Consider the following 12,512-nt stretch of genomic DNA (forward strand, 5'->3'; position numbering starts at 1 on the left):
AGGAGTGGTCATGACCATCATTTCAGGTCCGCCGACGACGATCGGTAACCGCCGCCTGGCCGGGCACATCGGCGCCGAAATCAGCGGGGTGGATATCAGCGGCTCCCTCGACGACCAGGTCGTCGCCGAGATCCGCCAGGCGCTGCTCACCTACAAGGTGATTTTCTTCCGCGGGCAGCGGCTGGGGCACGACGAACAGATCGCCTTCGCGCGTCGTTTCGGCCAGACGACCCGGGCGCACCCCCATGAGGACGCGCCCCCTGAGCGGCACCCGGAGATTCTCACCGTCGACCCGCGTAAGTACGAGGAGATGTACGGCACGGACTATCAGGAACAGATTAACTCCCAGCGGCACTTCACCTACTTCGCGGGCTGGCACACCGATCTCACCGCCGCCGTGAACCCGCCGGCCGCCTCGGTGCTGCGCGCCGAGATCGTGCCCGAATTCGGCGGCGACACCACCTGGACCAACCTGGTCGCCGCGTATGAGGGCCTGTCGGCGCCGCTGCGTGGCTTCGTCGACCAGCTCCGGGCCGAGCACCGGTTCCGGGCCGCGCTTCCCGTCGACGACGAGGAGGGCCAGGCGGCGCGCGCCCGGTCCGCGCCCCTCGTCGCCATCCACCCGGTGGTACGGGTGCATCCGGAGACCGGCGAGCGGGCGCTGTTCGTGAATCCGAACTTCACCACCCGGATTCTCCAGCTCGACCCGGGGGAGAGCCGCCGCATTCTCGAGCTGCTGTTCGAGGAGATCGCTCGTCCGGACTACACCGTTCGTTTCCACTGGGAGCCCGGCAGCGTTGCCTTCTGGGACAACCGGGCCACGGCACATCTGGGCCCGACCGACCTGAGCCGGCTGCCGGTCGAACGGGTCCTGCACCGGGTGACGCTGATCGGCGACGTGCCGGTCGGGCCGGACGGATTCACCTCACAGCTGGTCGCCGGCCACCCCTTCACCGCAGACTGACCCCACCGCAGACTGACTTCGGCGCGGCCCGCCCGCTTCGGCGTGGCGGGCTTGACCTTCACGTTGGCGGCAGGCCATAGCGTCCGCGGCCATGAACACGTCCGTACCGATCGCGTCATCCACCGCCGGGCCCGCGGGCCCGGCGCGTGTGTCCACCGGGCCGGCGACGCGTGGCGTCACCGCGCTGCCGGCGTCCGGCTGGCAGGTGCGTCTCGCCGCGCGTCCGGCCGGCCTGCCCACACCGGACGACTTCACGCTGGAGCAGGCCGCCGTGCCGGCACCGCGGGCCGGGCAGGCGGTCGTACGCACCACCTACTTCGCCCTCGACGCGGCCACCCGCCTGTTCCTCGACGACAACACCGGCCTGCCGCTGCCCCGGCTCGGCATCGGCGACGTCGTGATCGGCGAGGCGCTCGGCGAGGTGATCGCCAGCGCCGACCCGGCGTTCGCCGTCGGCGACGTCGTGCGTCACCAGAAGGGCTGGCAGGAGTACGTGGTCGCCGACACCGCCGCGCTGCGGCGGGTGGACCCGGCCGCGTTCCCGACCCCGACCGCCCACCTCGCCCCGCTGCTGACCGCCTGGGCGGGCCTGGTGGCGGTGGCGGAGCTGCGTACAGGCGACGTCGTCTTCGTCTCCGGCGCGGCCGGTGCGGTCGGCGGGCTCGCCGGTCAGATCGCGCGGCTGCGGGGTGCCGGCCGAGTCATCGGCAGCGCCGGGTCGGCGGGCAAGGTCGCCCATCTCACCGGGGCGCTCGGCTTCGACGCGGCGTTCGACTACCGGGACGGCCCGGTCCTCGACCAGCTTCGCGAACACGCTCCGGGTGGCATCGACGTCTGCTTCGACAACACCGGCGGCGCTCAGCTCGCCACCGCGCTGCGCCTGATGCGCCCGCACGGCCGGGTGGCGCTGTGCGGGCTGCTGGAGCGCCTGAACAGACCACGCCGGATGCCTGACCAGGTGCTCGCCGGCGGCGAGACCGTGCCAATCCACAGGCCGCAGGACACGGCAACGGACCCGGCACAGAGCACGGAGCGGGAGACGGAGCCCGATCTGGGATTCGCCATCGCCAACCGCCTCACCCTGCGCGGGTTCCGGACCAGCGACTTCCTCGACCGACAGGCCGAGGCCGAGGCGGAGGTCGGCAGCTGGCTCGCCACCGGCCAGCTCCGGCTCGACGAGTCCATCGTGGACGGGATCGAGAACGCCCCGCGTGCCTTCTCCGACCTGATGCGCGGAGCCTTCACCGGACGGGTCCTCGTCCGACCCGACCGGTAGCCGGGCCACGGCCCCACCCGGCCTCCGGAGCGCCTTAGCGCCCGGAGCTGGTCTTCGTTCTGGACGCGCTCGCGACCACTGTTGTCTGGGTGTGCCCACCCGTGCGGCTGCCCGAGATCCCGGCGAGCCGGGGACTACGGTGGTCGCGAGCGCCCGGTCACCCGGCCCGCCCGGGAGCCGGCAGATGCCTGGAACGAGATGGTGGTGGATGCATGCAGATCGGTGAACTGGCCCGCGCGTCCGGTACCACCCCCCGCGCCTTGCGGTACTATGAGGAGCAGGGGCTGCTCCAACCCCCGCGCAACCGTTTCGGGTACCGCCTCTACGACGTGGGCGCGGTGACGGTCGTGGCCAATATCCGGCATCTGCTGGCCAGCGGGTTCACCGTCGACGACATCCGATCGCTCCTCGACTTCCTCGACCAGCCGCTGCCCGAGCAGTTCGAGTCAGCCCCCGGTTGTTCCACCGCCCTCGCGGTCGCCGCCCGCCGCCTCAGCTCACTGGACGAACGCATCACCGCCCTCACCGAACTACGCGACCGCCTAGCCCACCGCCTAGCCCTCACCCGCTGACCAGGCCCACCGCGACCCCGGAACGGGGGCGTGGCAGGACGGGGTCACGTCCAGCGGAGTCTGACAAGGTTAGCGGTCGGGTAGCCCGGGGGGATCTCACCCCCGGGCTCCCGCAGATCCCGGCGTGACGATCTCTCGTCACCGGGCTCTTGTCATCCTGTCCGCCAGGACGCTGCGGCCCATGCCCAGTGGGCGAAGAGTCGGGGCTGCTGGCTGGTGATCCGCTGCCAGGCCGCCGCGGCTCTCTTGACGTTCCGCAGCCGTCGATACTTCTTGCGGAGCCAGCGCATGACGTAGCCGTTGATGCGCTGTAGGAGTGGGTTGAGCACGGAACGGTAGAACGCCCCGTAGTACTGCATCCAGCCTCGCACGATCGGGTTTATCCTGCGTGCCACCTGGTCGATATCCAGCCCGACCCAGTGGTGTAGCCGCCACTGGCGTACTTCCCCGCTGATCCGTTTCAGGGCTTCATTGCTGATCGCGGGCTGAAACGATGCAAAGACCACACCGTTCTTCGTCCACGCCGGTCGAGGACGAAACGTGAACCCCAGGAAGGTAAACGCGACGCGCGGATACTGCTGGCGCCGGCTTCCGTCCTTGCAGTACACGATCCTGGTCTTAGCTGGGTGTAGTTTCAGCCCAACCTCGGCCATCCTGTCCGCGATCCCCCGCGCCACGCGGTGCGCCTGCCCCTCCGAGACGCAGTGCACGACCGCGTCATCACAATAGCGCTCGAACCGGACGGTCGGATGTTCCCTTTCCATCCAGACGTCGAACGCGTAATGCAGGAACAGGTTCGCCAGCACGGGCGATATCGCGGAGCCTAATGAACAGCGCTGGATTATGCGCAGCGCCGGGTCGTTTGTCGTGGTCAGGGGGCCGGTTGGGGTTGGATCGCTGCACATAACGCGCCGACGATTCTGATCGGCGGGTCGGCATGGTGCCGGCCTGCACCGATCGGAGGTCGGTTCGTAATGGTGGCTTTATCCGTTTTGGTGTCGAGTCTGGATGTGGAGTTGCGGCGTCTGGGCTACAAGGACTCGACGCTGGTCTGGTACCGGGGCTGCTGGCGCCGGTTGGAGCGGTACTTCGCCGTCCGGGATGTAGAGGAGTTCTCCTGGACGTGGCGATGGCGTGGGTCGACGATGCGTGCGGGTTCTTTGCCAGGGAGCGTGCGGGCACGCTCCGGCAGACGGATGTCTACCTGTTCAGGGTCGCGTCGATGCTGGACGACTTCGCGGTGCACGGGGCGGTGCTGCGCCGCTACTCCCGGTCTGTCGATAAGGTGACCGGCGACGGCGCGAGGATTCTCGCCCGGTTCCACGCGTCGCTGCGGGCCGCCGGGCGTTCAGTCTCAACGCAGCGGACGTACGGAACGACCGCTGAGGAGTTCCTCGGGTTCGTCGACACCCGCGGCGGGTTGTCCCAGTTGAATGTCGCTGTCCTCGACGCGTTCGTCGCGACGCTTTCGGGTTACCAGGTCAAGACGGTCGAGCAGAAGATGTGCGCGGTGCGGTCGTTGCTGCGGTTCGCCGCGGCCGACGGTCTGGTCGACGCCGCCGTCCTGGACCTGGTTCCGGCGGTGCGCGGCAGCAGGCAGACCAGGATCCCGTCGGTGTGGGATGCCCGTGACGTGGCGCGGGTCCTGGAGGCGATCGACCGGGACAACCCGTGCGGGAAACGGGACTACGCGATCATCCTGCTGATCGCGACACTCGGGTTGAGGAGCGTCGACGTCAGACGGCTCGAGTTTGCCGACTTCGACTGGCCGGGCAACCGGCTGACCGTGGTGCAGGCCAAGACCGGCCACCGGGTGGAGTTGCCGCTGCTCAGGCAGGTCGGATGGGCGGTCATCGACTACATCCAGCATGGCCGGCCGGACTGCGACTGCCCGCAGGTGTTCGTGCGGCACGTCGCCCCGATCGGCCCGTTCTCTGACCAGGACCATCTCCACCAGATCCTGGTCAAGCACGCCCGGGTCGCACACGTGCGGATCAGTGAGCAGCGCCGCCATGGCATGCACTCGCTGCGTCATACGCTCGCGACCCGCTTGATGGAAGGTGGCACCCCGGTCGAGCAGATCGCCGACATTCTTGGACACCAGTCCGTCGAGTCGACCGGCGTCTATCTGAAGTCGTCGCTGGCCCTGCTGGCCAGGTGCGCGCTGGACCCGGACGCGCCAGCCGGCGGGGAGGCGTCACGGTGAGCACGGAGATCACGCTGACCGGCGCGGTCATGGCGCTGGTCGCGGAGAAGCGGGCCGTCGGCTACAAGTACGACACCGAGGAGCGGATGCTGGCGCGGTTCGCCGCGTTCACCCGCGGCGAGTTTCCCGGGCAGGAGGCACCCACCCAGGAGTGCGTCGAGGCGTGGATCGCGGCCGGACGGCGGCGCGGGGTCACCCCGGAGCCTGGTTGGGTAGGGAGCTGGCGCGGTGACGGATGACCGTTCCGTTTCCAGCTCCCTACCCAACCTCGCTCGGTGCCGTCCGGGAGCTGGAGGAATCGGCCGGTGGATGGCGGTCGGACGCTGGCAGGTCGTGCGCGAGTAGTGGCTCCCCGTGCACAGGGCTATGTTTCCTCGATCGAAGTGCCATTGCCCGCCGGAACGGCCTCGCTGGAGTCACGCCATTCGCGCAGGTTCTGTACCATCTCTTCGTAGAACTTCTCCAGGGTGTCCACCACCGACGTGACAAACGTACCCTTCCCGGCGCCGCGTTTCGTCCCGAGGGGGCACTCAAGGAAATACGAAAGGTTCGAATATCACATGCCGCATCGGCAACCAGGATATCCGGCTTCTGCCGTACCAAGGCGAGAAGCTCGGCTCGGGCGGAATCCCGCGACCCCTGGTCGAAAGATTCGACCCGCAGATTTCCGTTCGCATCCCCGAGCTGCCTCATAATCCACTTCACACGGGTGAACGGACGTCCCTGGCGAGGAGCAGCGATGCTCACCGGACCAACTGCCCCCTGGGGATGCGCAGCATCGCGGACAGGGTGCCGTTCCGGCAAAGCTCCTCGGCCAGTATCTGCCGTCGCTGTGTCGCGTCCACACGGCGGTTCGCGTGGGGGATGACCTCGATACCCAGCAGCCCACCCAGGTGCAGGCACAGATAGTGGGCAAGCTGGTCGAAGCGTTCGACAACGGAAGGCAGTCCTTTGTCCGTGGGCCGCAGCGTGCCCGCCGACACGCTGTCCCTCATGAGGTCCCATTTCATCGAACGTCTCCGCACCGGAGCGTGCATGGTCAAGATATCGGAAGAACTCACCAAGAATATATTTCTGGGTGGCGTCCACCACCGAGTTGTTCTCAATCAGGAGCTGGCAGCGAAATCGTATCTCCGCCCACGACAGATGGTAGACACTGACTTTCTTGGTCTTCCGTCCGTCGATCGCGATGGGGTGACGTTCGTCCGACGCTGTGATCAGGTTGGAGATGGTGAGCACGGCGTCGAACCGCTGTTCCCGAGCGATGTCGAGGTACGCCTTGACCTGCTCCGGGCGGAGTTCACCCGCACCCGTCTTCACCTCGACCAGCGCAGTCCATGTGCGCTGCCCCGCGTCGCTCTGATCAACCCGTCCGGCACGTAGGGCTCGTCGCCCCGGCTGAACGGGACCTCGATGAACGTCTCGACCTGGCCAGCAGGTGCCCCGAACCGGGTCGTCACAGCGCGGCCGAACTCACGCACGGACCCCAAGACCGCGAGCAGAGCTGACGTCACGCGCCGTTCCTGCTCCGCCGCACCACCGATACCCGCCACGGGGAAAAGCCTCGCCGGTTGCCAACCCTGCTCCGCCTCCGCAGTATCCGGCCGTCTCGCCTTCGACGCCGACAGCCGCCGCGCCGGCCTGCGTTTCTTCGTGGTGACCGTCTGGGTTCGCCGTTCCCTGCCACGGGCCGGCGGACGAGACGCACCCGCCGGAGCCACCTCGGTGGAAACTCTCACCCCGGAGCTGGCGCCGCCTTCGTCCGCGGAATCCGTGTCTGCGGACGCCGTTGGCTCGGCTTGGCTGGGCATCGGGCTGTCCTCCTCGTCCGAGTCGACCTCGACGCCGTACTCGGTAACGAGTGTCGCCAGGCCGGTGTCGTATCCCTGGCCGACCGCACGGAACTTCCACTGCCCGGCACGGCGGTAGACCTCCCCGAGCATGAACGCTGTCTCGGTTGAGGCGTCCGTGACGTCGAAGCGAAGCAGTTCCGCCGCGTCGGACCCGCGTAACAACCGCAGCCGCAAGTACTCCAGCCGACCAAAACAGTCCCCGTCACCGCCGTCCAGGCTGGCGGCGAGCAACACTCGTTCGACGCTGTCTGGAACGTCGTCCATATCGACGTCAACGACGTCGGTGAAGGCCGTGTACCGCTCCTCGACGCAGGACGTCTTACCACGGAGCCTGACCGTCCCGCCCGCCCCGGACGGCTGGTTGTAGAAGACGAAATCGTCGTTCGACCGGACCTTCCCGTCATCCCCGAGCAGGAGCACGCTCACATCCGCGTCGAGCGGATGCCCCTTCTCAGCAGCCCACTCAAGAATGACCGAGACAGAACCGAGCTCGTCAGCCAGGGCACTGAGGGTGACGTTTCCCCCCTTTGTGCATGGCCGCAACCGTCGCAGCGCACATACCGGGACCATATCCCCAAGACCTCGACCAGCAGGTCACCCACCATTTTCTCTACGCTTGAACACGGGCCAGTAATCGGAATAACAAGAGTGTGGCTACGCGGGTGGGAACATCCATAGAGCCCCCAGCCGGTACCGCGGAGACGGTGTCGATCGCGGTTGAGGTGGACGCTGAAAGCACGGATATTGAGACCGGACGCGCACAGCCATATCGGACATACGCTCTATTTCGCGGCTGGCCTCGACAGCGGATGCGGCGGCGATCAGCCCGAGAGCAGCCGGAAGCACCGCGGGTAGCCATCGTGGCGGTGGGGCGGGGCGAGGAGCGCCGCGACCCGGCGGGACACCGCATGCTCGTGGAACGCCAACACCGGGGAGCAGCCGCGTCGGTGCCGATGCCGGCGAGGGCCGCGCGGCTGAGCACCACTGCGGCGAGGCCACGGTCGCCAACCACTGCGGCATCTTCGTCGGCCCACCGTTCCAACGCGTAGTCGCAGTCGGCGACCACCGGCCCCACCAGCGGGTTCAGGCCGGCGGCGAGGCGGACGGCAAGCCGGTAGCCGATGTGGCCGTGGCGGAGGTGGGCCTGTTCGTGAGCGAGCAGAACCCGCCGTTCCGCCGCGGACAGGGCGCGCAGCAGGACGAGGTGACCATCACCCGCCCGGGTAGTCCCGGCACAGCAAGCGCACGCGGCGCCGGATCGTCAAGGACGACCAGGCCGCCGTCGGCCGCCGCGTGGGCATGACGCGCCGTGCGCAGCAGCCAGCTGACATCCCGGCCGCAGCGCAGGACGGGCAGAGCGGAGGTTCCCGCGGCAATGATGGCGGTGATCGGTGACACCGGGTCGTTGGTAGCCAGGACCGGGCTGGACCAGCGCCCGAGCCGCCGCACCGGGGGAAACTGACCGATCAGTGTCCAGGCCAGCAGAGCCAGATCCCACGTCCACCCACAGCCGGCGATAACCGCGGCGGCAACCAGGAGAGTGGCGGCGCGTCGCGGCGGGAGTCGACGTGCCGCGGCCGGGGCCGCCACCGCGAGTCCGACCGAGGCGGCCAAGGCCAGGTAGGCGCTGATCAGTGACCTGCACACGAGCCTCACGCACGAGACCGATGATGCTGGATCTGCCGCCCTTGGCCGGGACGCCGGCGACAGAGGCCGCCGCCAAGCCGTTGACTGGCCTACTCGTCGAGCACGAGCCGCCCGCTCGATGACACCCACGGCTCCAGCAGCCGTCCCCGTATCGGTCGTTCCCGGGACGTTCGACAATCATGGTGCGATGGCCCCGAAACCCGTCCCGAAAACTACTGATGTTTAACGTGTGGAGTCACAGCATCACAAGCCTTCCCATGCCAGCCCGGTTCCGGCGAGGAACCCGACGATCAGACCGGGCCGGTACTGCATCCGTTTCAACCCCTGCTTGACCGTCCGGTGTACCTGGTCGATGTCACGGGCGGCCAGGTTCGCCAGCACCGTGCGTTTCAGATGCGACCAGACGCCCTCCACCGGATTGATCTCAGGCGCGTAGGTCGGCAGCAGCACGACACCCACCCAGTCAGCGTGCGCGGCCAGGAAGTCGATCATCTCCGCCTGCACGTGAATGTTGGGACGGTCCCAGACCAGGACCAGACGGCCCCCGTCCAGCCGGGCGTGCGCAGCAGCCAGCAGATCCCGGCAGTCGGCCCAGCCCAGCCCCTTGCGCTCACCGGGACGCCCGTGGTGGACACGGGTCCGGTAGAACAGCCGGGCCCGCCGGCCGGGTTTGTAGCAGACCATCCCGATCACGCTCACTCGGCCCGAACCCCGCCCCGGCACCCGGATGATCGGGGTGACCCCGCGCCGCCCCCAGGTCCAGGCGCGTGGCGGCCTCAGTCCCTGCCCTGTCTCATCGACGAAACAGATCCAGGCGTCCCGGGCCGCCGCGGTGCTTTTACCTGCGACCACACCTGCGCCTTCCACACCTCAACCGCACCGTCGTCGCGTTCACTCGCCCGACGGGCGGGCGGGCGGCGGGCAGCTGACACGACCAGCCATACCGATCCAGCAGCGTCCACACCCCGGCCAGGGTGTACATCTGCCCGAACGTGCGCGCGATGACCTGCCGGACCCGGGCCAACGTCCACCGCTGATCCTCCCATCCGCGCGCCCGCGGACCACGACGCAAGATCGCCTCCAACCGGGCGATGTCCACCGGGCCCAGCCGGCACCGTGACGCCGGCCCCCGGGAACGCAGCGCCGCCATACCTCCCAATTCCCAGGCGTGATACCAGCGGCTCGCGGTCTTACGCGTTACCCGGAACTCCTCAGCCACCTCCACCTGGGCCCATCCCTGGGCGAACCGGTCAGCCGCGGCCATCCGGACCTGTTCACGTTTCTCCTGCTCGGCGGCGGTCAGCCCACCACCAGTCGCGTACTCATACCTACGGGCTACCCGACCGCCTACAGCCGCCACCGATCATCAGTGACTTCACACATTAAAGATCAGTAGTTCCGAAACCGCGTGTCGCTGACCGGGTTTCGGGACCGTTGCTGGGACGCTTCTTCATGTCTTGTGTTGATCTCCGAAAGCCTCGCCACTTTGTCCGGTGTCCGGTGTCCGGGGGCATGGTGAACCGGTGACCAAGACCCAGTACTACACCGCAACCAGCATCGACGGATTCATTGCCGACCGGAACAATTCGCTCGACTGGCTGTTTGATGTCGAGTCGAAGGGCGTCGAGCAGTTCGCCGCGTTCTTCGCGGGCGTCGGCGCGTTCGTCATGGGAGCGACCACCTACGAGTGGGTGCTAGAGCATGAGAAGCTGCTCGACCAGCCGCAGAAGTGGCGCGAGTGGTACGGCGATACCCCGAGTTGGATCTTTACGCACCGCGACCTTCCGTCGGTCCCCGACGCGCGCATCACGTTCGTCAGCGGTGATGTTCGGCCTGTGCACGAGACGATGGTCTCGGCCGCGCAAGGCAAGAATGTGTGGCTCACCGGGGGCGGTGAGCTCGTCGGGGCGTTTGCCGACCACGGGCTGCTGGACGAGATCATCCTCGGCGTGGCACCGGTGACACTCGGCGCCGGCGCGCCGTTGCTGCCGCGGCGACTGCCGTCGTCGCAGCTCACCCTGTCAACCGTCGAGCGGATCGACCAGTTTGTGTACCTAACCTATGCGGTGCGCTACCCACCCGTTGGCTTAAAGCGGTAGGCGGCTCCTCAGCCACGCGAACTTGGGGGACAAACCAAGTAAGCCCGAAAGGGGCAACGGCTGGTCAGCGGGCGGCGGGCGGCGGGATCATGCTCGGCGGTGACACGGGCCGAGGTCTCCCCACCGAGCCGGACGTAGCGCACGAGGCTGGCCAGGAGGTCGGGGCGCGCCGGTCGGGCAGGAAGACCGGGCCGGTGGTGCGGCCGGCCAACAGGCGGAGCAGCGGGCGGAGCAGTGGGCGGGCGGTGCCGGTCTGCCGGTGCACGTACTCGATCGCGCCGCCCTTGGACACGACGCGGGCCGACCTGTCGTTGCATCCGGTTTTCAGGTTGTCGCTGTGAGAAGTCCACCCATGGTGAGATCCACGAGCCGGTCGGCCTGTTCCTGGGACATCTGCTCGGAGATCCAGGCGGCGGCGTTCATCAACGCGAAGATGTCGGTGCCCGTGGCGTCCTGGCGGAGGGCGCCGGCCTCGCGGGCCTTGGCGATCAGTCGGTCGCCGATGTCGGTCATCTGGACGCATGATTGGTGGAGCTCGGAGGCCTGGTCGTCAACGCCCTCGGCCAGCATGGCGGCAAGTCCCTGGTAGGCGGCGGCGTGTTCGATGACTGAGTGCACCCATTCGGTGAGCGCCACCGCTGCCGAAGGATGGGCGAGCAGTTCCTCGCCGCGGTCGAGCACTGTGTCGTTGCGCTGGCGCAGCAGCGCGCCGATGAGGGCGCGACGGGTGGGGAAGTGCGCATAGAGCGTGCCGATCGCCACGCCGGCCCGGCGGGCGATGCCCTCCAGCGAGGCGTTCGTTCCCTGCTCGCGGAACGCCGCGTCGGCCTCGACCAAAAGCCGGTCGTGGTTACGCTGCGCGTCGGCGCGCAGGCGTCGCCGGGAATCGGTCATCGGCCCTCCTTGCTAATCGAGGCATCCTCGGGATAGTTTTCCCGAGGCTTACTCAGATTATCGGGTGGGCCCTGCCCTACCGCCAGGAGGTAAAAATGATCTTGGTGACCGGTGCCACCGGCTCCATCGGAAAACCCCTCGTGCGCCGGCTCCAGAAGGACGGCGCCGCGTTCAAGGCGCTGGTCCGCGACGAGGCCAAGGGCCGCGTGCTGGACTGTGACTTCGCCGTCGGCGACTTCGACGACCCTGGATCGATCGTTGCGGCCCTGGAAGGGGTCGACCGCCTGTTCCTCAACGGCGCCGGTGCGCACCCGGTGGAGGGGGAACAGCCGATGATCCGCCAGCAGAAGGCGGTCATCGATGCGGCGAGGAAGGCCGGCGTCGCAAGGATCGTGAAGGTGTCGGTCTGGCACGCCCACGAGGGCGGACGGCTCGCCGAAGGCGCACACTGGCAGATCGAGCAGTACCTGAAGGCATCGGGCCTTGGCTGGTCGCTCCTGCAGCCGAGCGGCTTCATGCAGAACTTCATCACCGGGGCCGGTTCCTTCACCGTCGACGGGGACCTGGTCGGCTCCTACGCGGATGCTCCGGTCTCCTACATCGACTGCGAGGACATCGCCGCCTGCGCTGCCACGCTGCTGACAGGCCCGTACGGCAACGGCGAGATATTCGTCCTCACCGGACCGCAGGCCCTCACCCACGCTCAGATCGCCGACAAGCTCTCCGCCGCGCTGGGGCGGACCGTGCGCTATGTGGATCTGCCCTCGGAGGAATTGGCCGCCACCTTGAAATCTCAGGGCCTGCCACCCCGATTCGCCGAAGATGTCGCCATCCTTCTCAAGGAGGTGGCGAGCGGCTCTCTGGCCACGACGACATCGGCGGTCCAAGATCTCACAGGCCGCCCTGCGCGCACCTTCGAGGACTTCCTGGCCGCCAATCACCAGGACCTGCAGGCCCTCCTAGTAGACTGTAAACCAAAATTCTTTCCGATGATACATAAC

13 protein-coding genes and 1 pseudogene are annotated in these 12,512 nt (G+C 67.8%); 7 read left to right on the forward strand and 7 right to left on the reverse strand.

Annotated features, from left to right (window positions below; genetic code table 11):
* Positions 1-10 precede the first annotated feature (10 nt).
* From CV1CTNOD_RS09610 to CV1CTNOD_RS09620, 3 genes are all read left to right on the forward strand, one after another.
* Positions 11-964: a TauD/TfdA dioxygenase family protein gene (locus CV1CTNOD_RS09610; RefSeq protein WP_131785786.1), complete on the forward strand. Its 954-nt coding sequence runs from the start codon at positions 11-13 to the stop codon at positions 962-964.
* Positions 965-1,055: 91 nt separating this feature from the next.
* On the forward strand, positions 1,056-2,240 hold the full coding sequence (locus tag CV1CTNOD_RS09615; protein ID WP_131785787.1) for an MDR family NADP-dependent oxidoreductase: 1,185 nt from the start codon (positions 1,056-1,058) through the stop codon (positions 2,238-2,240).
* Positions 2,241-2,452: 212 nt separating this feature from the next.
* Entirely contained in the window at positions 2,453-2,812 is a 360-nt protein-coding gene (locus CV1CTNOD_RS09620; RefSeq protein WP_131785788.1) for a MerR family transcriptional regulator, read from the forward strand.
* A 152-nt stretch (positions 2,813-2,964) separates the two neighbouring features.
* On the opposite strand, the gene CV1CTNOD_RS09625 is transcribed toward CV1CTNOD_RS09620, so the two are convergent.
* Positions 2,965-3,618: a group II intron maturase-specific domain-containing protein gene (locus CV1CTNOD_RS09625; RefSeq protein WP_242606550.1), complete on the reverse strand. Its 654-nt coding sequence runs from the start codon at positions 3,616-3,618 to the stop codon at positions 2,965-2,967.
* A 323-nt stretch (positions 3,619-3,941) separates the two neighbouring features.
* Here CV1CTNOD_RS09625 and CV1CTNOD_RS09630 point away from each other — a divergent pair, with 323 nt between their 5' ends.
* Together CV1CTNOD_RS09630 and CV1CTNOD_RS09635 are read left to right on the forward strand one after the other, a co-directional pair.
* Positions 3,942-5,018 carry a site-specific integrase gene (locus tag CV1CTNOD_RS09630; protein ID WP_242606553.1) on the forward strand — a complete coding sequence of 359 codons (1,077 nt, stop codon included), beginning with the start codon at positions 3,942-3,944 and terminating at the stop codon, positions 5,016-5,018.
* Entirely contained in the window at positions 5,015-5,257 is a 243-nt protein-coding gene (locus CV1CTNOD_RS09635) for a hypothetical protein (RefSeq protein ID WP_131785790.1), read from the forward strand. The genes CV1CTNOD_RS09630 and CV1CTNOD_RS09635 overlap by 4 nt, the downstream gene beginning before the upstream one ends.
* Before the next feature lie 504 nt (positions 5,258-5,761).
* On the opposite strand, the gene CV1CTNOD_RS09640 is transcribed toward CV1CTNOD_RS09635, so the two are convergent.
* The 4 genes and pseudogenes from CV1CTNOD_RS09640 to CV1CTNOD_RS28215 all read right to left on the reverse strand — a co-directional run bounded on the left by CV1CTNOD_RS09640 (position 5,762) and on the right by CV1CTNOD_RS28215 (position 9,878).
* A complete protein-coding gene (locus tag CV1CTNOD_RS09640; RefSeq protein WP_207386303.1) occupies positions 5,762-6,013 on the reverse strand; it encodes a hypothetical protein in 252 nt (83 codons plus the stop codon).
* A gap of 321 nt (positions 6,014-6,334) precedes the next feature.
* Positions 6,335-7,441 (reverse strand): TerD family protein, encoded by a 1,107-nt coding sequence (locus CV1CTNOD_RS09645; RefSeq protein ID WP_131785792.1) that lies wholly within the window; start codon positions 7,439-7,441, stop codon positions 6,335-6,337.
* 513 nt (positions 7,442-7,954) lie between these two features.
* A complete protein-coding gene (locus CV1CTNOD_RS09650) occupies positions 7,955-8,518 on the reverse strand; it encodes a hypothetical protein (protein ID WP_207386304.1) in 564 nt (187 codons plus the stop codon).
* Positions 8,519-8,761: 243 nt separating this feature from the next.
* A pseudogene (locus CV1CTNOD_RS28215) lies at positions 8,762-9,878 on the reverse strand (IS630 family transposase).
* Positions 9,879-10,041: 163 nt separating this feature from the next.
* Here CV1CTNOD_RS28215 and CV1CTNOD_RS09665 point away from each other — a divergent pair.
* Positions 10,042-10,617 (forward strand): dihydrofolate reductase family protein, encoded by a 576-nt coding sequence (locus CV1CTNOD_RS09665; protein WP_131785795.1) that lies wholly within the window; start codon positions 10,042-10,044, stop codon positions 10,615-10,617.
* A gap of 64 nt (positions 10,618-10,681) precedes the next feature.
* Here the strand turns inward: CV1CTNOD_RS09665 and CV1CTNOD_RS25585 are convergent, their stop codons facing one another.
* Together CV1CTNOD_RS25585 and CV1CTNOD_RS09675 are read right to left on the reverse strand one after the other, a co-directional pair.
* Positions 10,682-10,909, reverse strand: coding sequence for a hypothetical protein (locus tag CV1CTNOD_RS25585; protein ID WP_207386305.1), 228 nt, complete (start codon positions 10,907-10,909; stop codon positions 10,682-10,684).
* Positions 10,910-10,941: 32 nt separating this feature from the next.
* Positions 10,942-11,511: a TetR/AcrR family transcriptional regulator gene (locus CV1CTNOD_RS09675; RefSeq protein ID WP_131785796.1), complete on the reverse strand. Its 570-nt coding sequence runs from the start codon at positions 11,509-11,511 to the stop codon at positions 10,942-10,944.
* A gap of 95 nt (positions 11,512-11,606) precedes the next feature.
* Between CV1CTNOD_RS09675 and CV1CTNOD_RS09680 the strand changes: the two genes are divergently transcribed.
* Positions 11,607-12,512, forward strand: a 906-nt coding sequence (locus tag CV1CTNOD_RS09680; protein WP_131785797.1) for an SDR family oxidoreductase, incomplete at its 3' end; no start/stop codon positions are given.

Source organism: Protofrankia symbiont of Coriaria ruscifolia, from assembly GCF_900634745.1.
GTDB classification, from domain to species: domain Bacteria; phylum Actinomycetota; class Actinomycetes; order Frankiales; family Frankiaceae; genus Protofrankia; species Protofrankia californiensis.

What these genes read in the sequence shown, in the direction of transcription:
- CV1CTNOD_RS09645 (WP_131785792.1), bottom strand. Translation starts at nt 7,441, where the DNA reads ATGGTCCCGGTATGTGCGCTGCGACGGTTGCGGCCATGCACAAAGGGG.
- CV1CTNOD_RS09640 (WP_207386303.1), bottom strand. Translation starts at nt 6,013, where the DNA reads ATGAGGGACAGCGTGTCGGCGGGCACGCTGCGGCCCACGGACAAAGGA.
- CV1CTNOD_RS09610 (WP_131785786.1), top strand. Translation starts at nt 11, where the DNA reads ATGACCATCATTTCAGGTCCGCCGACGACGATCGGTAACCGCCGCCTG.
- CV1CTNOD_RS09630 (WP_242606553.1), top strand. Translation starts at nt 3,942, where the DNA reads ATGGCGTGGGTCGACGATGCGTGCGGGTTCTTTGCCAGGGAGCGTGCG.
- CV1CTNOD_RS09615 (WP_131785787.1), top strand. Translation starts at nt 1,056, where the DNA reads ATGAACACGTCCGTACCGATCGCGTCATCCACCGCCGGGCCCGCGGGC.
- CV1CTNOD_RS09675 (WP_131785796.1), bottom strand. Translation starts at nt 11,511, where the DNA reads ATGACCGATTCCCGGCGACGCCTGCGCGCCGACGCGCAGCGTAACCAC.
- CV1CTNOD_RS09620 (WP_131785788.1), top strand. Translation starts at nt 2,453, where the DNA reads ATGCAGATCGGTGAACTGGCCCGCGCGTCCGGTACCACCCCCCGCGCC.